Source organism: Nocardiopsis valliformis DSM 45023 (genome assembly GCF_000340985.1).
In the GTDB taxonomy this organism is placed as follows: domain Bacteria; phylum Actinomycetota; class Actinomycetes; order Streptosporangiales; family Streptosporangiaceae; genus Nocardiopsis; species Nocardiopsis exhalans.
Window position 1 is genome coordinate 65,767 of sequence record NZ_ANAZ01000027.1, and the last position, 19,284, is coordinate 85,050.

19 protein-coding genes and 1 CRISPR repeat array (1 of these 20 only partly in view) are annotated in these 19,284 nt (G+C 69.7%); of the genes, 14 read left to right on the forward strand and 5 right to left on the reverse strand.

Going from position 1 to position 19,284, the window contains the following annotated elements:
* Positions 1-100: 100 nt before the first annotated feature.
* The 3 genes from D457_RS0123140 to D457_RS0123150 all read right to left on the reverse strand — a co-directional run bounded on the left by D457_RS0123140 (position 101) and on the right by D457_RS0123150 (position 4,390).
* Entirely contained in the window at positions 101-1,243 is a 1,143-nt protein-coding gene (locus tag D457_RS0123140) for a hypothetical protein (RefSeq protein WP_239646192.1), read from the reverse strand.
* Positions 1,244-1,397: 154 nt separating this feature from the next.
* Positions 1,398-2,786, reverse strand: a complete 1,389-nt coding sequence (locus D457_RS0123145; RefSeq protein WP_017583057.1) for a dicarboxylate/amino acid:cation symporter — start codon at positions 2,784-2,786, stop codon at positions 1,398-1,400.
* A gap of 104 nt (positions 2,787-2,890) precedes the next feature.
* Entirely contained in the window at positions 2,891-4,390 is a 1,500-nt protein-coding gene (locus tag D457_RS0123150) for a bifunctional ADP-dependent NAD(P)H-hydrate dehydratase/NAD(P)H-hydrate epimerase (RefSeq protein WP_017583058.1), read from the reverse strand.
* A 323-nt stretch (positions 4,391-4,713) separates the two neighbouring features.
* On the opposite strand from D457_RS0123150, the gene D457_RS0123155 reads away from it, so the two are divergent.
* The 11 genes from D457_RS0123155 to D457_RS0123205 all read left to right on the forward strand — a co-directional run bounded on the left by D457_RS0123155 (position 4,714) and on the right by D457_RS0123205 (position 15,104).
* Positions 4,714-6,474 carry an N-acetylmuramoyl-L-alanine amidase gene (locus D457_RS0123155; protein ID WP_239646193.1) on the forward strand — a complete coding sequence of 587 codons (1,761 nt, stop codon included), beginning with the start codon at positions 4,714-4,716 and terminating at the stop codon, positions 6,472-6,474.
* Positions 6,475-6,833: 359 nt separating this feature from the next.
* Entirely contained in the window at positions 6,834-7,196 is a 363-nt protein-coding gene (locus tag D457_RS0123160; protein ID WP_017583060.1) for a hypothetical protein, read from the forward strand.
* A 73-nt stretch (positions 7,197-7,269) separates the two neighbouring features.
* Positions 7,270-7,686 carry a hypothetical protein gene (locus tag D457_RS0123165; protein WP_051073009.1) on the forward strand — a complete coding sequence of 139 codons (417 nt, stop codon included), beginning with the start codon at positions 7,270-7,272 and terminating at the stop codon, positions 7,684-7,686.
* Between the two features lie 225 nt (positions 7,687-7,911).
* Positions 7,912-9,441 carry an IS607 family element RNA-guided endonuclease TnpB gene (gene tnpB / locus D457_RS0123170; protein ID WP_239646194.1) on the forward strand — a complete coding sequence of 510 codons (1,530 nt, stop codon included), beginning with the start codon at positions 7,912-7,914 and terminating at the stop codon, positions 9,439-9,441.
* 127 nt (positions 9,442-9,568) lie between these two features.
* A complete protein-coding gene (locus tag D457_RS33190; protein ID WP_051073010.1) occupies positions 9,569-10,024 on the forward strand; it encodes a hypothetical protein in 456 nt (151 codons plus the stop codon).
* Positions 10,025-10,139: 115 nt separating this feature from the next.
* Positions 10,140-10,994: a sulfurtransferase gene (locus D457_RS0123180; protein WP_017583065.1), complete on the forward strand. Its 855-nt coding sequence runs from the start codon at positions 10,140-10,142 to the stop codon at positions 10,992-10,994.
* Between the two features lie 422 nt (positions 10,995-11,416).
* Positions 11,417-12,016 (forward strand): DUF4178 domain-containing protein, encoded by a 600-nt coding sequence (locus D457_RS0123185; protein WP_017583066.1) that lies wholly within the window; start codon positions 11,417-11,419, stop codon positions 12,014-12,016.
* Between the two features lie 7 nt (positions 12,017-12,023).
* A complete protein-coding gene (locus tag D457_RS0123190) occupies positions 12,024-12,536 on the forward strand; it encodes a DUF2617 family protein (RefSeq protein WP_017583067.1) in 513 nt (170 codons plus the stop codon).
* A gap of 12 nt (positions 12,537-12,548) precedes the next feature.
* On the forward strand, positions 12,549-12,905 hold the full coding sequence (locus tag D457_RS0123195) for a hypothetical protein (protein ID WP_017583068.1): 357 nt from the start codon (positions 12,549-12,551) through the stop codon (positions 12,903-12,905).
* Positions 12,906-12,982: 77 nt separating this feature from the next.
* The gene (locus D457_RS0123200; protein WP_017583069.1) at positions 12,983-13,411 is read left to right on the forward strand and encodes a DUF350 domain-containing protein; all 429 of its coding nucleotides are present in this window, start codon (positions 12,983-12,985) and stop codon (positions 13,409-13,411) included.
* A gap of 103 nt (positions 13,412-13,514) precedes the next feature.
* Complete coding sequence (locus tag D457_RS0123205) at positions 13,515-15,104, forward strand: polyamine aminopropyltransferase (protein ID WP_017583070.1); 1,590 nt, start codon at positions 13,515-13,517, stop codon at positions 15,102-15,104.
* A gap of 151 nt (positions 15,105-15,255) precedes the next feature.
* Here D457_RS0123205 and D457_RS0123210 read toward each other — a convergent pair whose 3' ends face one another.
* Together D457_RS0123210 and D457_RS0123215 are read right to left on the reverse strand one after the other, a co-directional pair.
* Complete coding sequence (locus D457_RS0123210) at positions 15,256-15,444, reverse strand: DUF397 domain-containing protein (RefSeq protein ID WP_017583071.1); 189 nt, start codon at positions 15,442-15,444, stop codon at positions 15,256-15,258.
* 10 nt (positions 15,445-15,454) lie between these two features.
* Positions 15,455-16,303, reverse strand: coding sequence for a helix-turn-helix domain-containing protein (locus tag D457_RS0123215; protein WP_026116939.1), 849 nt, complete (start codon positions 16,301-16,303; stop codon positions 15,455-15,457).
* 462 nt (positions 16,304-16,765) lie between these two features.
* Between D457_RS0123215 and D457_RS0123220 the strand changes: the two genes are divergently transcribed.
* The 3 genes from D457_RS0123220 (at position 16,766) to D457_RS37245 (ending at position 18,415) form a co-directional block, all read left to right on the forward strand.
* On the forward strand, positions 16,766-17,284 hold the full coding sequence (locus D457_RS0123220) for a hypothetical protein (RefSeq protein WP_017583073.1): 519 nt from the start codon (positions 16,766-16,768) through the stop codon (positions 17,282-17,284).
* A gap of 127 nt (positions 17,285-17,411) precedes the next feature.
* On the forward strand, positions 17,412-17,936 hold the full coding sequence (locus tag D457_RS0123225; RefSeq protein ID WP_017583074.1) for an ATP-binding protein: 525 nt from the start codon (positions 17,412-17,414) through the stop codon (positions 17,934-17,936).
* On the forward strand, positions 17,933-18,415 hold the full coding sequence (locus D457_RS37245; protein WP_017583075.1) for a hypothetical protein: 483 nt from the start codon (positions 17,933-17,935) through the stop codon (positions 18,413-18,415). The genes D457_RS0123225 and D457_RS37245 overlap by 4 nt, the downstream gene beginning before the upstream one ends.
* Positions 18,416-18,469: 54 nt before the next feature.
* A CRISPR array of direct repeats spans positions 18,470-19,284; the repeat unit is 29 nt; unit sequence GGGTCCATCCCCGCGTGCGCGGGGAGCAG (it continues 801 nt past the right edge of the window).

Here is a 19,284-nt window from a genome sequence, read left to right on the forward strand (position 1 = left end):
GGGAAGGGGGCAGGGACCTGACAGGTGCTCAAAGAGACGTCGGGGACGGCGTTCCGGTTCCGTTCGGGAACCGGAAGCAGTGGTGACGGCCGGGCGGCGCTCATGCGGGCGCGCCCACCAGGGTGGGGTCGGCGTCACTGATCCCCAGGATCACGATCATCCCGGGGCTGAAGTCGCCCGCCTCGGAGCAGTGCAGACGAAGGCTGCGCTCATGCGGCATCCCGGCGGCCTCGTAGGACACCCGCATCAGGTACCGGCAGCCGCGCCCGCTGTCCCTGGTCACCTCGTGCACGGTGGCCTGAACGGTGCCGCCCGCGGCGATCTCGCGCTCCTGCAGGGCATAGCGCACGGCCCCGTACCCGGGCACGAGGAGCACCGGAAGGCAGACCAGGGCCAGGCCGACTACCACCACCGGGGTCGACAGCTCCGAGTAGGCGCGTGGGGCGCGGGTGCGGGCGGCGTGCCGGGCCAGAGCGGTGCGGGCCAGGACCACGGCGGTGAGCAGCGCCATCGTGGCGACCGCGAACCATGAGGGCCCCGGGTCGAGGCGCAGCGCATCGGCCGGGGCGGTGTTCAGGAAGGGCCCGGCGTACAGGGCGGCAGCGGCGCCGAGGCACAGCACGGCGGGCATTGCCCAGCGGGCGACCGGTAGCCGCGCGGCCTTTCCGACCAGGCGTCGGCGTTCGCGCTCCGGCAGACCGCCCCGGTACCAGGCGTCCGCGCACCAGGCCACCGCGCCCACGAGTAGCAGGGCCGGAAACAGTAGCCAGGGCGAAGGGCCGGAGGGGCGCAGCTGAGCCTCGTGCGGGGCGTCGGGCAGGTGGCGGACCGTGACCGTCTCGGTGTCCGCCAGAGGGTTGTAAGACCCGCTGGCGACGGTCTCCACCTGCTCCGTCGGGTCGTCGTCGGGGACGAAGGCGACCAGGGCCCGTCCCTCGACGGTCTCGATGACCTGTGCCTGGACCTCGACGCTCGGTCCGCCCGAGCGGAACACGGAATCGCGGACCAGGGGTTCGCTGGCCAGGCCGAGCGCGATCCCGCCGATCATGCCCATGAAGACCACGACCAGGGCGATCCCGCCGAGCGCACCCGCCCCGGCGAGGATCAGGTCACCGTCCTTCGCCCAGCGTTCACGGGCTCTGCCCAGCAGAGCCCGTGGCGAGCGATCCGGGGTCTGGGCCCTTCGGGCGGGGTCGGCCCCGGGGTGGCGTCTCAGGTGGTGTCTCTTGCGCCCACGGCTCATGAGCCCAGCGCCGGGGCCAAGGCCGGGCACGGGCAGTACGAAGCGCGCCGCCACCCGGTGGGTGACGGCGCGCCGTGATTCTTCAGGAGCATGGGGGATGCCTTCTGACCGGGGACGGGGGTGGTCCGATATTCAGGCATTCACCCTAGAAGGGTCAGGTCACGTCCCGGGCTCCTGACGGCGACTCCTCGGCCCCAGGTTCGTCGGTGCCGTCGTCGGGTTCGCGGCCCGCATCCTCCGGAGTCCCCGTGTCCGAGCCGTCCGGTTCGCTGAACATGCCCTCTTCGGTTCCGGCGATGATCCGGGTACCGGTCAGGTCACCGGTGACGTTGCACATGGTCCTGGCCATGTCGAGGATGGCGTCGATACCGGCCACCAGGGCGACCGGCGCCATCGGCAGGCCCACCGAGGTCACCGCCATGGTCAGCATGATGAGCCCCGCCCCCGGGACCCCCGCCGTGCCGATCGAGGCCAGCACACCGGTGAGCACCACCGTGGCGATCTGTGCGACCGTCAGCTCGACACCGGCGACGTTGGCGACGAACACGGTGGCCGCGCCGACGTAGATGGCGGTGCCGTCCATGTTGACGGTCGCGCCCAGCGGGAGGGTGAAGCCGTACACGCCCTCCTTGACGCCCATCTTCTCCGCCGCCCGGGTGGAGACCGGCAGGGTGCCGCTGCTGGAGCGCGTCACGAAGGCCGTGAGCATCGGTTCCTTCGCGGCCGCGAAGAACCGGGCGACACCGGCGCGGAAGAGCAGCAGCAGGACCGTGTACACGAGGATCATGACGATGATGGAGCCGTACACCGCCCCGGTGAGCTGGAGCAGCGGCCCCACGGCCTCTACGCCGGTCTCCGCCAGGACCACCGCGATCAGCGCGAACACACCGATCGGGGCGTACTCCAGGACACCCTTGACCACCTTGAAGACCAGCTCCACGGCACCGTCCACACCGCGTCGGAGGAAGATCCCGAGTTCACGGGTGCGGTGTTCGCTGCTGTTGACCATGAAGGTCAGCGCCAGGCCGAAGGCGATGGCGGCGAACATGATCCCGAGGACGTTGCCCTCGACCAGCGCCTGGAAGGGGTTGGCGGGTACGATGTTGAGCAGGGTCTCGGAGATCGCCGGGACCTCGGACGCCTCCGCGGCGCCGTCCTCGGGCATGGCCAGCCCGCTCCCCGGGGAGATCGCCAGCGCCACGGAGAGACCGATCGTGATGGCCAGCGCCGAGGTCACGAGGTAGAAGGCGAACACCTTCAGCCCGATCCGCCCCAGGCGTTGCGGGGAGATCGACACCACGCCCGCGATCAGGGTCGTGATGATCAGCGGGAACACCAGCATCTGGAGCAGCCGCAGGAAGATCTCACCCAGGGTGCTCAGGACCGGCAGGGTCCAGGCCGGACCACCGGCGGCCGAGATCGCCAGACCGACGGCGGCACCGGCGGCGAGAGCGATCGCCATCTTCCAGATCAGCGGGAAGTCCAGGTAGCGGCGCCACAGGCCGGGTGGGCTCGGGGGTCTCTCGGTCACGTCAGCGGACATCTTCGTCCTTACTCAGTAGCGGCGATCAGCGGAAACAAATGTCCGTTTAATACCTGAATCGCAGCTGTTCACACGTCACGATCCGGTTGCCGAGCGCAACCCCCTCATGCTGCCAGGACCTCCGCGATCGCCAGCGGCAGGCCGTCCAGCAGATCCGAGGCGCTGATCGGCGCTCCGTCCCGGGCCAGCTCCGCCGCCCGCCCGTGCAGGTAGGCGGCGCACATCGCGGCGTCCTGGGCGGGCAGACCGGCGGCCAGCAGCGCCCCGGCTACCCCGGACAGCACGTCACCCGAACCCGCCGTGGCCAGCAGCGGCGTTCCGGTCGGGTTGACCACGGTCGGGGCCCCGGGGTGCGCGATCACCGTCGTCGACCCCTTGAGCAGTACCGACGACCGGTACAGCTCCGCCGCGCGGACGGCGTGTTCGAGCCGGTGCGCCTCGATCTCGGCGCGGTCGGTGTCCGGGAGCAGCCGGGACAGCTCACCCGCGTGCGGGGTCAGCAGCGTCTGCGCCTCGCGCCGCTGCACCAGTTCGGTGAGGGGGTCACTGCCCGCCACCAGGGTGAGCGCGTCGGCGTCGAGCAGCACCGGGCACTCGCTCTCCAGCAGCGCACGCAGCTCGTCCGCGTTGGCGGGGTGCGTGCCGCGCCCCGACCCGACCACCACCGCCGAGACCCGGCCAGGCCCCGGGTCCGTGCCGTCCAGCGGGTCCAGGTGCAGCCCGACCGTCTCCGGCCAGCGAGAGAGCACCTGCGCGAGGACATCCTCGCCACCCCCGTAGCGGACCATCCCGACTCCGGTCCGGAGCGCGCCGCCCACGCACAGGACGGCGGCGCCCCGGTACTGGTCGGACCCGGCGCGCACGGCGAGCACGCCCCGGCGGTACTTGTCGGACTCGGCCCCGGGGGCGGGTAGGAGCCGGGCGATGTCCACAGCCTGTGGACAGAGCAGGTCGGCACCGGGCAGCTCCGGGGCCAGCCCGATGTCCACGAAGTGCAGCCGCCCCGCCCGCTCGGCGGCCGGGTCGACGAACAGCCCGGGTTTGTAGGTGCCGAAGGTGACCGTGGCGTCCGCGCGGACCGCGTGCCCGGCGACCGCGCCGGTGTCGGCGTCCACCCCGCTGGGGAGGTCGACCGCGACCACCGGGGCGGGTGAGTTCGAGGCGAGGGCGGCGAGCGCGGCGAAGGGTTCACGGAGCCCGCCACGGCCGCCGATGCCGAGCAGGCCGTCGACGACGAGGTCGGTGTCGAAGAGCGCCGACTCCACCTCGTCGGCGCCCTGAACCCCTTCCGCCGCCTCGACCACCCGGCCGCCCGCGGCCCGCAGCGCCGCCAGCCCACCTGGGTGGACGCGTTTGGCGGCGAGTACCGCGCGCACGAAGGCACCGCGCGCGGCCAGGCTCGCCCCGGCGTAGAGCGCGTCGCCGCCGTTGTCGCCGCCGCCGACCATCAGGGTGACGCGGGAGCCGTAGACGCGGGGCAGCATGCGGGCGCAGTGGACGGCCAGGCCGGTGGCGGCGCGGCGCATGAGCGCGCCTTCGGGGAGTCGGTCCATGAGGGCCTGTTCGGCGTCGCGAACGACACTGACGACGTGGGCGGAGCGCACCGGTCACCTCCGAGGGGCGGGGTCGGGCCTCCCATCGTGGCGCACCCCGCTCGGGGCGCACCCGCACCGCCACGCGCACGAAGGTGAGGACTCGATTACTTTTGCCGCGGGTACGGCCGACAAGGGCACCAGAAGCGAAGAGCAAGAAGCGGAGGAAGAGAGCGGCCAGTCCCCCGACACCCGGTGATCACCGCTTCGCCAAGACCACCAGCCGGAATGAGCCGCCCCGAGGCGCCTTCAGGAACAGAACTCACTTTCGGCACATATAGCACGCTGTCATGGGATCACCACGCAGAGGAGTCTCCGCTGGAGACAATGGGTGTATGCCTCGACCGAGCAAATACGTGTCCAGGTCCGATCTGGGCTGGGGCACCTCCCCAGCCTCCCGAGCCAACCCCCGCTCCGGTCTCGTGATCCACTACGACAGCGTGAACCAGGGCCTCGCCGGCAAGGACCACTCCGCCTGCCTCACCTACTGGCGCAACACCCGCAACTTCCACACCGGCCCCTCCCGTGGCTGGGCGGACATCGGGTACTGCGCGGACGAGGAGACGGAAATCCTCACCGAGGACGGCTGGCGGTCCTTCCGCGAGCTCCGCGCGGGCGACACCGTCCTCACCCTCGACCACGGCTCCGGAACATCCCGGTGGCAGCCGGTGCAGGCGGTTAACGTCTTCCCGGCCACCGAACGCACCCTGATCCGCATGGCGGGCCGATCCCATTCCTCGCTGACGACCGCGAACCACCGCTGGCCCGTGGCGCGCACGGATCACAGCACGCACGCGGGTCCCACCGCCGAGGAACACCGGGTTTCAGGGGAGCGCTGGGCGACCACCGCGTCGCTCACCGGCCGGGACCGGATCCGTGTCGCCGCGCCCTGCGACCACCTGCCGGACGAACCCAAGTGGCCGGACGCACTGGTCACGGAGGTGGCCCGCACCTGGTCCGCCCGTGCGGCCATGGCGGCCCGACTGCGCGAGCACGCCCCGGGAGGGGTGCCCGGCCATGCCTTCCTGCGTTCCCTCACCGCGCCGCAGCTCCGGCTGCTCCTCGGGGAGTTCGCGGCGGACGGAGCGTGCGAAGGGCTGAGCCGGAGCTCAGCCGAAGCCCTCCAGTTCGCCGCCGTTCTGGCGGGAAAGCCCGCCCACCTGTGCGCGGACCCGGGCACGGACCGGGGCGGCGGCTGGTCCGTGGCCTTCGGCCGGCACCAGCTGCTCCCGGTCGGCCCCGGCGGGCTGAGCCGGCGCGAGGAGACCTACGGCGGACACATCTGGTGCCCCACCACCCCGAACGGGACCTGGCTGGCCCGGCGTCGGGGAACGGTGTACTTCACCGGCAACTCCTTCATGGCCTGCGCGCACGGCTACGTGATCGAGGGGCGCGGGCTGTACCGCGCCCAGGCCGCCCAGCCCGGCGGAAACTCCTCGCACTACTCCTGCACGCTGGCGACCGGACCCACCGACGCCGTCACGCCCGAGCAGATCAACGCGGTCCGCGTGCTGCGGCAGTGGCTCATGGAACCGGACACCTCCATCGCCGGGACCGTCCTGGGTCACCGCGACTTCATCGCCACGTCCTGTCCCGGCGACCGGGCCTACCGGCTCGTCCGGGACGGCACGTTCACCCAACCGCCCGGCGGCACCGAAGGAGACGACATGCCCCGACACCGCAGGTTCGAGAAGGACAACGCCCAGGCCATCGATCCCCGTACGTGGGTGAGCCTGGCCTTCGACCGGCGGCACGACGGCGAGACCGGGGAGTTCTACTCGCTGGTTGGGGTCGACGAGACCGACGGCGCGTACTACGACGTCTCGGTCGGGGTGGTCCTGGAGGGGGTCACCCCCGGCTCCGAGGTGCAGATCCGGGCCACCGAGTACGAGCGGAGCGGGGACGGCGGCTGGAAGATCGCCCGGAACCGGCCGCTCGACAGCCCCGTGCACGCGGGCGGCGGGGCCCACTTCACGTATTCGTGGAAGGGCAACCTGGCCGCCGGTCGCCGAGTGCGGATCCGGGTGGCGCAGTTCGGCGAGGTGGAGGCACACGTGACGTCGGCGACCGCTGACGTCTTCTACTGGCCGCGCTGAGGCCCTGCTCTCGGGAGGACCTGCCCCGGGGCCGGTGAGATTCGGACGGTCAGATCCAGGCCCGCCGAGGACTCGGTTCCGGGCCGCCCGACGGGTTCCGGGGTGGGTTCCAAGGGCTGTGTGGGATGGGTCATCGCTGTTCCGCGAGTGAGGGAACAGCGGAGCAGGAGCTGTGGGACAGCACAGCAACCCGAAACCTAACAGCGTCCCCCGCGCTTCTCCGGTGTTCCCCCTTGCTTCCGCCGGTTCCCCGACAACGGGACCCGGTACGCGTCAGTGCCCACGTACGACTACAGTTCGTCGTAGATTGTGCGGTCCGCTGACATGGGCGGACATGCGGAGTACCGAGTGGAGGCGGCGTGGTCGACTGGCTGACCATGACCATTCAGATGGTGTCGTTGGCAATGGCCGTGTGGTGCCTCATCTCTACCTTCCGCGACCAGCCGATGCTCGTCCCGCACCTGGTCGGCATGGGCGTCCTGTGGCTGCTGGTCCTCGGACAGGTCGGTGCGATCACCGTGGCGATGGTCGGCGGCGAACGCCCCGACGAGACGGTCATGTTCGTCTCCTACCTCGCGACCATCGCGCTGCTGCCGCCCGCCTGCGCCGTCTGGGGGTTCATGGAGCGCAGCAAGTGGGGTCCGGCCGTGATCGCCTTCGCCTGCCTGATCCTCCCCGTCCTACTGGTCCGCATCGAGCAGATGTGGAGCCCCGTTGTCTGACGCACCCGCACCCACACCCGCATCCGATCCGTCGACTTCGTCCGCCTCCGGCGGCCCTGTCGGCGACCGCACTCTGCGCACCGGCCCCGGCCGCCTGCTGGTCGCCGTCTACGCGGTGTTCGCGCTCGCCGCGACCGCACGCGGCACCTACCAGCTGGTGACCCGCTTCGACGAGGCCCCGCTGGCGTACGGGCTGTCCGTGCTCGCCGGGATCATCTACCTGGTCGCCGCGGTCGGCCTCGCCCGCGCCGGACGCACCTCGCGGCTGGTGGCGCTGGTCTCGGTCTCCGTGGAGATGGCCGGGGTACTCGTGGTGGGCGCGCTGAGCGTGTTCGCCTCCGGGGTGTTCCCGGACGACACCGTGTGGTCCAACTTCGGCAGCGGCTACATGTTCATCCCGTTGGTGCTGCCGGTCCTGGGCCTGTGGTGGATCCTGCACGTCCACCGGATGGACCGCGAGTCACAGGCCTCCCAGGAGACCACCCCGTAGCCACTCGGTGACGAGGGGGTGCGAGCTGTTCCGTGATCCATGGGTAAACATCTACTTCTGCCATCACAGATCACTGCCGTGCGAGCCCGCCGAGACCAGGGTCTGGGGCGTGGGCCTTCCTCCCCGGGAAAAAGATCGGCGAGTTGTCGCATTCGGCGTACACGACCCGACCCGGCCCGCTAGCGTTTGACATCGAACACCTGAACGACCAGCGCTGGGGAGGGGGTGAACCCTGTGAACACGGCCATCGAACCACACACCGGGCCGCAGACCGGGCCGGAGCGTGAGGAGAAGCAGAAGAAGCGGGTCAAGCGGGGGTTCGAGCCCCGCCCCGGGCACGTGGTCCAGGCGTTCGTGTTCGCTCTGGACCCCGGAGCCCGAACCGAGCAGCGGCTCAGGTCGCACTGCGGGGCCGCCCGGGCGGCCTACAACTGGGCCATCTCCCACGTGCTCGCCTCTTGGGAGCAGCGCAAGGCTGAGACTTCCTACGGCATCGCTGAGGACGACCTCACCCCCTGGCGGTCCTGGTCATTGCCCTCTCTGCGTAAGGCGTTCAACGCGACCAAGCACACCGACCCCCGGTTCGCCGGGTGGTGGGCGGACAACTCCAAGGAGGCCTACAACACCGGCCTGGCCCATGCGGCCGCGGCGTTCGATGCCTACACCCAGTCCAAACGGGGCGAACGCCAGGGCCCTCGGATGGGTCAACCACGCCGTAAGTCCAAGCACCGCTCCCGGCTGGCCTGCCGGTTCACCACCGGGGCGATCCGGGTGGAGGAGGACCGCCGCCACGTAGTGCTGCCCGTGGTAGGGCGCATCCGCACCCATGAGAACACCCGCAAGCTCCACCGCCGTCTGGCCAACGGCACAGCCCGAATCCTGTCAGCCACCGTCTCCCATCGGAGGGGGCGGTGGCAGGTCTCCTTCCAGGTCGAGATCGCACGCACCACCCGCACCCCGTCCCGCCCACAGACGGTGGCCGGGGTGGATCTGGGCATCAAATCCCTGGCGGTGGTGGCTGATTCCGAGGGTGGGGTGCGGCACGTTGCCAACCCCCGTCATCTGAACGGTGAGCTGAAGCATCTGCGCCAGGCCTCCCGTCGGGTCTCCCGCCGCCGGGGCCCTGACCGACGCACCGGACAGGCTCCGTCCAGGCGGTGGGTCAAGGCCAATACTGAGCGCAACCGGGTGCACCATCGGGTGGCGAACCTGCGCGAGGACGCTATCCACCAGCTCACCACGTCCCTGGCCCGGGAGTACGGGACGGTGGTGGTGGAGGATCTGAACGTGGCCGGGATAGTCAAGAACCGGCGCCTGGCCCGCCACATCGCCGACGCCGGGTTCGGGCGGATCCGCCGCCAGCTGGGCTACAAGACCACCTGGAGTGGTGGGCGGATGATCGTGGCGGACCGGTGGTTCGCCAGTAGCAAGACCTGCTCGGGGTGCGGCGCGGTGAAAGCCAAGCTGGGCCTGCATGTCCGGGTGTTCGACTGTGACGCGTGTCCCCTGGTGTTGGACCGGGACGTCAACGCCGCACGCAACCTCGCCAAACTGGCGCAGAGTATGAGTATGACCGGTACCGGAGTGGCTGGAGACCGAGGAGCGCAAGCTCCAAAGCCCCGTGGAGCCGACCGTAGGACCCGCACCACCCGCCCTGGTCACAAGGCCGGGGCGGGGCGGGCTGGTGGCGCGACACCGCGCAAGCGGAAGGAAGCGGGAGACCGTCGTTGGGGCACCCAATCGAGGTTGTGGTGACACCAGCACGGACCTTCCGGGCAGAAATGTTCGGGATGCTGATGTTTGACTGCAAAATCAGCAGCGGTAGGACACGATCTGGTCCAGGAAGACATAGATCAGCATCTTCCGGGCATGGGTTGTGTCTATGGAGGCACCAACCCGAACCCCAGCCCTCAGTCGGCCCGCCGTCACCCCCTCAGTGGTGGGCGGGGCCGTGATGCTCGTCATCGGCGTGAGTCTGACCCTCTCCGCCTGGGATTCCGTCGTGCCCGACCCCGCACGACACCAGATCTTCCTCTCCCTGTGGCTGGTGGGCGCCGCCCTCCTCGCGGCCCGGCTGTTCCTGAACGGCCTGCCCGGCTCACCCCTGTACGTGCCCCGGGGCGCGATGACGTTCGGAATCGGTGTGGTGGCTGCCGCCGCCGTGGCCACCATGCCCTGGTCCGACCTGGGTTCGGTGTTCTGGTACCAGCTGTGGCTCTCGGTCCCGTTGCTGACCGGCCTGGCCGTGGCCGCCTTCCACCCCTCGGCCTACCGTCACTCCCCCGATCACGGCCAGCACCACGGCCAGGAGCCGGGCCACACAGCGTTTCGCCACTGAGTTCCACCGCTGAGTTTCGCCGCTGAGTTTCGTCACCGGCCCTGAACACAGGGCTCCACCACTGAGCGTCGGGGCTCGGCAACGCTCCGGAAGCCGCGTTCACTAGGCTGTCGCCATGTCCGATCAGACGCTGTCCCTGCCGGTGGCCGTTTCGGCCGCCTGGCTCCGTGAGCACCGCGACGAGGTCGTCCTCGTCGACTCCCGTTGGTACCTCGACGGCCGCTCCGGCCACGAGGCCTACCTGAACGGCCACATCCCCGGGGCCGTGCACGCCGACGTGGACGCCGACCTCGCCGCGCCCTCCAGCGCCGAAGGCGGCCGCCACCCGCTGCCCGCCGCCGCCGACTTCGCGCGCACGCTGGGCCATCTCGGCATCGGCGACCACTCCCCCGTGGTGGTCTACGACGACGCCGGCGGCTCGGTCGCCGCCCGCCTGGTATGGATGCTGCGGGCCCTGGGCACCTCCGCCGCCTTCCTCGACGGCGGCCTCCAGACCTGGACCGGTGACCTGGAGAAGGGCGAGGTCACCGCCGAACCCGTGCACCGAACCGCGCTCCCCTGGCCCGCAGACCGGCTGGTCAGCACCGAGGAGCTGCAACGGGAGCTCGCCGCCCCGGACCGCCTCCTCCTGGACGCCCGGGTGTACGGCCGCTTCACCGGCGAACAGCCCGCGCCGGTCGACGCCCGCGCCGGGCACATCCCCGGGGCGCGCAGCGCCGAGTGGCCCGCCAACCTGGCCCCGGACGGCCTGCTCGCCGCCCCGGAGGTACTGCGCGAGCGCTTCGCCGCCCTGGGCGCGGACTCCGCTCGCACGGTCACCGCCTACTGCGGTTCCGGGGTGACCGCCTGCCACGACCTCCTGGCCCTGGAGCACGCCGGGTTCGCCAACACCCGCCTGTACCCGGGCTCGTGGAGCCGGTGGGGCGGGGACGACTCCCTCCCGCTGGAGAGCGGCGACCCCCTGGCCTGAAACCGGTCCCCGCACAGCCACAGCCTTACGACCGCGAGGTCCACAAGGGCCGCGAGGAACGCAGGGGGCCGGGAGGGCCGGGAACACAAGCGCCACAGCAGCCGCAACAGCTACCCCAAAACTCACGGAGCCCGTGCCGCGCGCACGGGCTCCGTCCGTTTTCGGGCGCATACTCGGCCATCCCACACAGGGTCCGGAAAACCACCTAGGCTGGGTAGCAGGACATCAGTCCGAAAGATCCGGGTTTGTGCGGGTCCTTCAACACCCTGCCCCCGCGAGAAGTTCCCTCACCGCCACTTTCTTCCCTGTCCGGATCCGGCCGGATCCGGAACCATAACGCCCGAGCCGGCGTCAGACCGAGCAGTAGGATTGCCCGGCTCCGGGAACAAAAGACGTGCTTCACCGCGAAACGAGGAACACTGGTGATCGAACTCCTGCTGCTACTGATTCTCATCGCCGCGATCGTGATCGGATACCTGATTTACAAGCAGCGCTCGAGCTCCCAGAAGCAGGACACCCCGCCCCCGCCGCCCCAGGACCCCTTCGCCGCCTCGTCCACCACGGACACCGCCGGTGACCCGCGCAACATCAAGGCGGGCGACATGATCGACTGGGGCAACGAGCGGACCTGGATCCGCGGCACCCTGCGCCTGTCCGAGGGCGGCTACGTCTGGTCCGAGCACTTCCTCGAGGTCGAGGGCGGCAAGCGCTGGCTCTCCGTCGAGGAGGACCCGGACGTCGAGCTGGCCCTGTGGACCGGCCGCCCGGACCTGACCATGGTCCCCCAGGGCAAGACCATCGAGCTTGAGGGCGTCACCTACAAGCTCGAGGAGAAGGGCTCCGGCTCCTACCGCTCCGAGGGCACCACCGGCCTCAAGGCCGAGGGCGGCATGGACTACGCCGACTACGAGTCCGAGGACGGCAAGCTGCTGGCTTTCGAGCGCTTCGACCACGGCAGCTGGGAAGTCAGCACCGGCGAGAAGATCCACGCCGGAACCTTCACGATCTTCCCCGGGAGCTGATGCCCACATGCGCGCGAGCATCAGCGCCCCCTTCGTCGACACCAAGGCCGACGACCTGGTCTGGACCCTGAACCACCCGTTGGTCGAACCCCTCGCCGCCCGTACCGTCACGGTGTCGGGCCTGGAGATCGAACTCCGGGTGCTCGGCGCCTCCCACCAGGTCGTCCTGCGGCCCGCGTCCGACGGCGGGGAGCTGGTGGAGACGGTCGCCTGTCTGCCGGGGGTTCCCGGCGGGCTACCCGGCAACGCCGAGCACCCTCTGCCTGGGGTGGGCGGCTACCGCTTCGACTCGATCGTCGAGTCGCTGCCTCGCGCCGAACTCACCCGTCGGGTGGCGGAGATCCACGATGAGACCTCCGACTCTCCCGGCGGGCTACTCGTCGCCTTCCCCGGTGATCCACTCGCGATCACCGCGCTGCACCTGACCTCTGGCAGCGGGCCGTCACTGCACTGGCGTACCTGGCACGCCTACCCGCAGAGCGACGAACTGGTGACGACGACCACAACCCTGACCCTCTAAGAGGAGGCCGCAATGGCCACGACCGACATCAGAGGAGCGAACGCTCCAAGACACAAGGTGGCCGCGATCGGCGGGGCTACCGCGCTGCTGCTCCTGCTGTCCGCCTGTTCCGGCGGCGGCAACAGCGCCGACTGCGAGCCCAGTGACAGCGCGACGTCCAGCACGTCGACCTCGACCGGCACCAACTCGGCGTCCGGTACCACCCCGAGTCCGACCCCGAACGACGACTGTGAGAACGGCCGCAGCGGCGGGGGCGGCGGCGGGTTCTTCTTCTTCGGCGGCTTCGGTGGCGGTGGCGGAGGCAACAACTCCAACAGCGGCGGCAGCGGGAGCGACAGTCGTGGCGGGGGTTCGGGTTTCGGCAAGTAGTCTGCCGAGTCGGGGGCTGAACTGTTCGCGCAGTTCAACCCCCCGATTCCCGAAGTACCCTCACTACGGACAAGGCCATGAACGAGATCCTCACCAGCTCCCTTTACGCCCTGGGTTACGGCGTGGTCGGCACGGTCATCATGCTGCTCGGCTACCTGATCACCGACCTGCTCACCCCCGGCAAGCTGCACAAGCTGATCTGGGAGGAGCGCAACCCGAACGCGATCCTGCTGGTGTCGGCCAACACCCTGGGGGCGGCGATCGTGGTCGTCTCCGCGATCCTGTCCAGCTACTCGGAGCTGGGTCTGGGCCCCGGCCTGCTGTCCGCGACGATCTTCGGCCTCATCGGCCTGGTCGTAATGGCCCTGTCCTTCCTGCTGATCGACCTGATGACCCCGGGCAAGGTCAGCCACATGATCAGCAACACCGAATGGCACCCGGCGACGTGGGTCAGCGCGACCGCACACGTCTCCATCGCCCTGGTCGTGGCCGCCGCCATCTCCTAGCGGGGGCGCTCCTCACCGGGGGCGTTGTCCTCCCATCAGGAGCTTTGCCCTCCGATCGGGGCGGAGCCGGGGCCAGCCCTTCCTTCCTTGAGAAAGCAGTACCTTGAGCGAGACCACGGCCCACGCGCGGCCCCGACTCCCGGTTCCGCCGCGCGCGGCCCGGTTCTTCGTTCTGCTGGCGGTGTTCATCTGCGCCGCCTGCGGCCTGGTGTACGAACTCGCGCTGGTCGCGATCGGCAGCTACCTACTCGGCGACACCATCACGCAGGCCTCCGTGGTCCTGTCCGTGATGGTGTTCGCCATGGGTGTGGGCTCGCTGCTGTCCAAGCGGTACCAGGCCCGGCCCGCACTGTCCTTCGCGGTGGTGGAGGGCCTGCTGTCGCTGGTCGGCGGCCTGTCGGTCCTGCTGCTGTACGGGTCGTTCGCCTGGCTGTCGGCCGCCGCCTACCAGCCCACGCTGGTGCTGCTGGCGTTCATCATCGGCACGCTCATCGGTATTGAGATCCCCCTGCTGATGACGCTCATCCAGCGCATCCGCAAGCAGGAGGCCTCCGAGGCCGTCGCGGACCTGTTCGCCGCCGACTACGTGGGCGGCCTGATCGGCGGTCTGGCCTTCCCGTTCCTGCTGCTTCCGCTGCTGGGCCTGCCCAAGGGCGCACTGATGGTGGGTGTGCTGAACGCCGTCATCGGTGTGGCCGTGGTGCTGTGGCTGTTCCGCTCGGACCTGACCCGGCTGGCCTACGCGGGTCTCGGCCTCGGCCTGATGTTCATCGTGGCCGTGCTCGGGCTCGCCTACTACTTCGCCGAGGAGTTCGAGGTGGACGCCCGGCAGGCCATGTACCGGGACCCGATCTCGTACGCCGAGCGCAGCGAGTACCAGGAGATCGTGCTCACCAGATCCCTGGACGGCCGAGACGTGCGCATGTTCCTCAACGGGGATCTCCAGTTCTCCACCCTCGACGAGTACCGCTACCACGAGGCGCTCATCCACCCGGCGATGGACGGCCCCCGCGAGGACGTGTTGGTTCTCGGCGGCGGCGACGGCCTGGCCCTGCGGGAGCTGCTGCGTTACGACGACGTCGAGTCGGTGACCCTGGTGGACCTGGACCCGGCCGTCATCGAGCTGGCCTCCACCGACCCGGTGATCCGCGAGCTCAACGAGGACTCCTTCCAGGATCCGCGGGTGGAGGTGGTCAACACCGACGCGTTTCAGTGGCTGCGTGACAACCCGGACGATTTCGACGTGATCATCGCCGACCTCCCGGACGGCACCGACGTGGGTACGTCGAAGCTGTACACCGTCGAGTTCTACGCGCTGTTGGAACAGGCCCTGGAGCCCGAGGGGCGGGTGGTCGTGCAGGCCGGTTCACCGTTCTTCGCCCCGAACGCGTACTGGAGCGTGCGCCACTCGCTGGAGGAGGCCGGTATCTCGGTCACCCCGTACAACGTGGACGTGCCGACCTTCGGCAACTGGGGGTTCTACCTGGGCGCCTCCACCAGTGAGGGAGATGGAGCCCCCGAACTGACTCTGGCGGACGACGCCCCCGAACTGCGCTTCCTGGACGATGACCTGTTGCGGGCAGCGCTGGTCTTCCCCATCGACCGCCAGGAGGGCGAAGTGGAGGCCTCCACGATGATGCACCCCAGGATCATCGGCTACCACCAGGACCGCCAGGCCTGGCGGGGGTACTGACCCGGGCGGAAACGTCGAAGAAGACGTCCCGCCGCCCCGACCAGCTAAGGCTGGAAAAGCCTGCTTCCGGCCTCCGAGGAGGCGGGGTACAGCGCCCGCGGGAATGAGCGAAGGGAGCCCTCACCGGTGTGAGGGCTCCCTTCTTCAGTGCCTACGATCGCGTGGTACGCAGCAGTGCGATCCACTCCGGGCCGGAGAACGGCAGGTAGCCGCGCTCAGGGTGCTTGGAGTCGCGGACCACAGCGCCCCCGGGAACGTCGGCGACGGCGACACAGTTACTGCGGTCGCTGTAGCTGGACGTGCGGAAGTTGAGGGCGTCGAGGTTGGGAATGAGTTTCACGGGTGCTCTCTCAGGGTGCTTTGGCTATCTCGCGCAGGTAGGCGACGCTCTCGTCGACGTTGAGTGCCCTGCTCACGAGGTGGTTGAAAAGGTTTCGGTAGCGAGTGACTTCGTCTGCCTCCTCCAGGAAGAGGCCGTCCTGGTCCATTTCGAGATACACCACAGGGTCAGCGGCGGCGAAGTCCATCAGGACGAAGCTGCCCTTGGCTCCAGCGTGGATCCCCGCGCTGAACGGGACTACCTGGACCGTGACCCCGTCGCCGTTGTCTGCCACATCAGCTAGATGGCTCACCTGTTCACGGCATACCTCAGGTACGGCGCGCAGCCGCTCGACGGCGCCCGCGTCGATGACCGCCCACAGGTCAGGCCCGTCCGTGCGGGCGAGGATTTCCTGTCGACGGCGTCGCGCATCGACCACGCGCAGAATGTCGACCGGATCTCGGACCAGGTTCCCTGAGCGCGTCAGAAGCTCCACGTAGCCCGGTGTCTGTAGCAGTCCCGGGATGATCATTGGTTCGTAAGTGCTGATCGCCGTGGCGTCGGACTCCAGCACCGGGAACTCATCTGGGAAGACGTCGCTGTATTTCGTCCACCAGCCCTTCTTGCCTGCCTGACGGGTGATCGCGAACAGGGCCTGGCGGCGCTGTTCATCGGTCACCTCGTAGACATCGAGCAGGGCCCTCACCTCGACCACGCTGGGGCGAAGCCTGACACCTGTCTCGATGTTGGAGACCTTGCCGACGCTCCATTCGGTGGCTGCTGCCGCATCGTCCAGAGTCATACCCGCCGCGATCCGGTAGCGGCGAAGCTCCTCCGAGAGTCGGCGCCTGCGGACGCTCGGGCGTGATGGATCAGGCATGGGCTCTCTCCTGGGGGTGGTGTCTCTCAGGATGTTACGGCTGGTCGGCGATTCGGGCATCCAGTTACAGACAGGATGAAATCCTCACACCCTGTGAATCTAAAATTCTATATTCATTGAAACCCTGAGGATTTCATGATTTTCTAAGCTTACTCATTCCCGAGCTGGGCCTACCGCCCAGCACTTGCACACCAGGAGCCGCGCTATGCCGCGTTACCTGAACCTGTCCGAGCTGGCGCATGTGCGCTGGTTGGCTACCGAAGCGATGCGTCGCCACCGTCCCCGCCGGGCCCGGCGTGTGCGCAGCTACGCCCCGGTTCCCCGAACTCTGGCTTTGGGGCAGCCCCTATGTTCGCCCCGCCCACCGAGGGTCCCGGCGCCCCGGCGGCCACTGGACTCCGCGCCTATGGCCGTGCTCCAGGCCGTGCTCGCCGGGCTTCAGCGGTTGGGAGTGGCGTTCTGATGCGCGACATCTACACCAGGGACCTGCTCACCGTCATCGACGAGGCCCTGCAACCGCCCGTACACCTGACCCCGCCCGAACTGGCGGAATGGCATTCCAGCACTCTCCGGAACCGCCTTCCCCTGATCCGAGAGGCGCTGCGGATCGCTCGTGAGGAGGCCGACGCCGAGCTGGCCACCCTGTTGGTCGACCAGGCCATCGCCGACCACCCCAACCCGCCCTGCGCGCCCCGGGCGGTCGGTGGTGACGGGGCCCGCCTGCCCCTGCCCTTGCAGGCCAACCCGCCTGATGGCGGTGAGCTGCCCGTCCCGGAACACGTCCTGTGCCCGCTGCTCTACAAGCAGTGGAACCTGACCATCGAGGGCCAGCAGCCTTGCGAGGTCTACGTGGCCCGGCGCCCGATCGGCTGGACGGGTGAAGGCGACCCCTTCGAACGGATCACCGCCCCCACCCGCCACGAACTCCTGCGCCTGCTCGGCCACCGCCTCCTGGGCCTCAGCTCCTCGCCCGACTCCTAGAGACCCCGTGCACCTGCTGAGGCCCCCGCAACCCTCAGCACTCACAAAAAAGCTCTGGCGGGTGCGCCAACACCCCCAGAGCAGGCCGACAACCACCAACCGATTTCAACGAAAGCGAGTTGCCGACATGACCAGTCTGCCGCACGTACGCACCCCGTTCCACACCCCCACAGCCCCGTTCACCGGACGCCGATGGCCCTCCCGTCTCTACCCGGGCGAGCTGGCCCAGACCCGCTGGGTGCGCGCGGACCTGGCCGCCGACCTGCACCGGTTGTCCGGGCTCCCCGCCGAGACGGTCGAGAACATGGTGCTGTGCGCCAGCGAGATGTTCGCCAACGCGTGCGCCCACAGCCTTTCGGGAGAAGACGTCGAGGGCCGGGTGATCCGCACCCTGCACATGCCCACCACCCGCACGATTCAGGTCGCGATCGTCGACGACGGCCAGCGCACCGACCGCGCCGAGTTCCAGGCCCCGCAGACCCCGGACCACTCGGTGGAGGAATGGGCCGAGGTGGAGCGCGGCCGGGGTCTGCTGCTCATCAGCCACCTGGCCGACCGCTGGGGCACCCGCTCAGTGCTGGACTTCCCCTTCTGTGAAGGGTTGGGCACCGTGACCTGGGCCGAGTTCACCCTCCCCGAGGCCCACCGGTGACCGGCTCGCAGCAGGTGAGCTCCGGGGTGCGCCAGCGCCTGGCCGCACCCCGGGGCCACCGCTTCTCCCGCCCCGGCAGCAACCGCCAGCTGGTTACTCCGCCCGAGCCCCAGGAACACCGCCGCTTGGGCCCGTACTTCAGCACACCGGAAACCCACTCCGAGCGCCAGGCGCGGCTGCTGCGGCAGATGGAAGGCAACCCCCGGGTGGCCCACATGCTCCGGCACGGCCCGACTCCGCACTGGTTCGAGGTCGACCGGCAGCGCCGCGAACAGGCCGAGCGCGAAGCCCAGCAGCTGGAAGAGGCTTTCGCGGCCTTGACCGACGCCCCCGCGACGCCTGCCCGGGGTCGTCACCGGGCGCCGCGCTCTTGGTGGGGCTGGCCCGCTGTGGCCATCAGCACGACCTTGCTCTTGGCCCAGGGCACCGCCCAAGTCCTCGGCCAGGCCGTCTTCCAGTCCGGGCTCCCGCCGCACTGACCACCACAGCCACAGCACAGCGGTCAAGAAGGGGGGCCTGGCGTACATTACGCCGGGCCTATCCCCGCATGCGCGGGGAGCAGCACCCGGGTCGAGCGCCTGGTCGATCCCGAGCTGGGTCTATCCCCGCGTGCGCGGGGAGCAGCCCGAGCCCGCTGAGCGCGTGCGCCGCATGACGGGTCCATCCCCGCGTGCGCGGGGAGCAGGCCTCTCAGCGTTAGGGGACGTAGGTGCAGCCGGGTCCATCCCCGCGTGCGCGGGGAGCAGTGGCGCTGTACTGGCTGCCCGAGCGCACCGCGGGGTCCATCCCCGCGTGCGCGGGGAGCAGACGGACTTCTCTCCGCATTTCCTGCGATGAACGGGTTCATCCCCGCGTGCGCGGGGAGCAGCCCGCCCGCCCCGCCCGGGGCGTTTCACCCGAGGGTCCATCCCCGCGTGCGCGGGGAGCAGTCGGTGGCTCCGGTACGTACGGAACCCTTGGCGGGTCCATCCCCGCGTGCGCGGGGAGCAGTCCCGCGCCGACATGCGCACCGTCGTGGACACGGGTCCATCCCCGCGTGCGCGGGGAGCAGAGCCGTTGCCGGAGTTCCATGCGTAGACTCGTGGGTCCATCCCCGCGTGCGCGGGGAGCAGGAGCTGGCTCTCCTCCGCATCACCTCGGAACTGGGTCCATCCCCGCGTGCGCGGGGAGCAGGACGCCGGGAAGGTCCCGGTCGGTCAGGTGCGGGGTCCATCCCCGCGTGCGCGGGGAGCAGACGTCGACCGTGCCGCCGCCTTGGAGGACACCGGGTCCATCCCCGCGTGCGCGGGGAGCAGTCCCGCGCCGACATGCGCACCGTCGTGGACACGGGTCCATCCCCGCGTGCGCG

Bases quoted from the DNA above. Each gene is read 5' to 3' on its own strand.
- D457_RS0123145 (WP_017583057.1), bottom strand. From the start codon at position 2,786: ATGTCCGCTGACGTGACCGAGAGACCCCCGAGCCCACCCGGCCTGTGG.
- D457_RS0123225 (WP_017583074.1), top strand. From the start codon at position 17,412: ATGACCAGTCTGCCGCACGTACGCACCCCGTTCCACACCCCCACAGCC.
- D457_RS0123190 (WP_017583067.1), top strand. From the start codon at position 12,024: ATGCGCGCGAGCATCAGCGCCCCCTTCGTCGACACCAAGGCCGACGAC.
- D457_RS0123220 (WP_017583073.1), top strand. From the start codon at position 16,766: ATGCGCGACATCTACACCAGGGACCTGCTCACCGTCATCGACGAGGCC.
- D457_RS0123140 (WP_239646192.1), bottom strand. From the start codon at position 1,243: ATGAGCCGTGGGCGCAAGAGACACCACCTGAGACGCCACCCCGGGGCC.
- D457_RS0123215 (WP_026116939.1), bottom strand. From the start codon at position 16,303: ATGCCTGATCCATCACGCCCGAGCGTCCGCAGGCGCCGACTCTCGGAG.
- D457_RS0123155 (WP_239646193.1), top strand. From the start codon at position 4,714: ATGCCTCGACCGAGCAAATACGTGTCCAGGTCCGATCTGGGCTGGGGC.
- D457_RS33190 (WP_051073010.1), top strand. From the start codon at position 9,569: ATGGAGGCACCAACCCGAACCCCAGCCCTCAGTCGGCCCGCCGTCACC.
- D457_RS0123200 (WP_017583069.1), top strand. From the start codon at position 12,983: ATGAACGAGATCCTCACCAGCTCCCTTTACGCCCTGGGTTACGGCGTG.
- D457_RS0123195 (WP_017583068.1), top strand. From the start codon at position 12,549: ATGGCCACGACCGACATCAGAGGAGCGAACGCTCCAAGACACAAGGTG.
- D457_RS0123180 (WP_017583065.1), top strand. From the start codon at position 10,140: ATGTCCGATCAGACGCTGTCCCTGCCGGTGGCCGTTTCGGCCGCCTGG.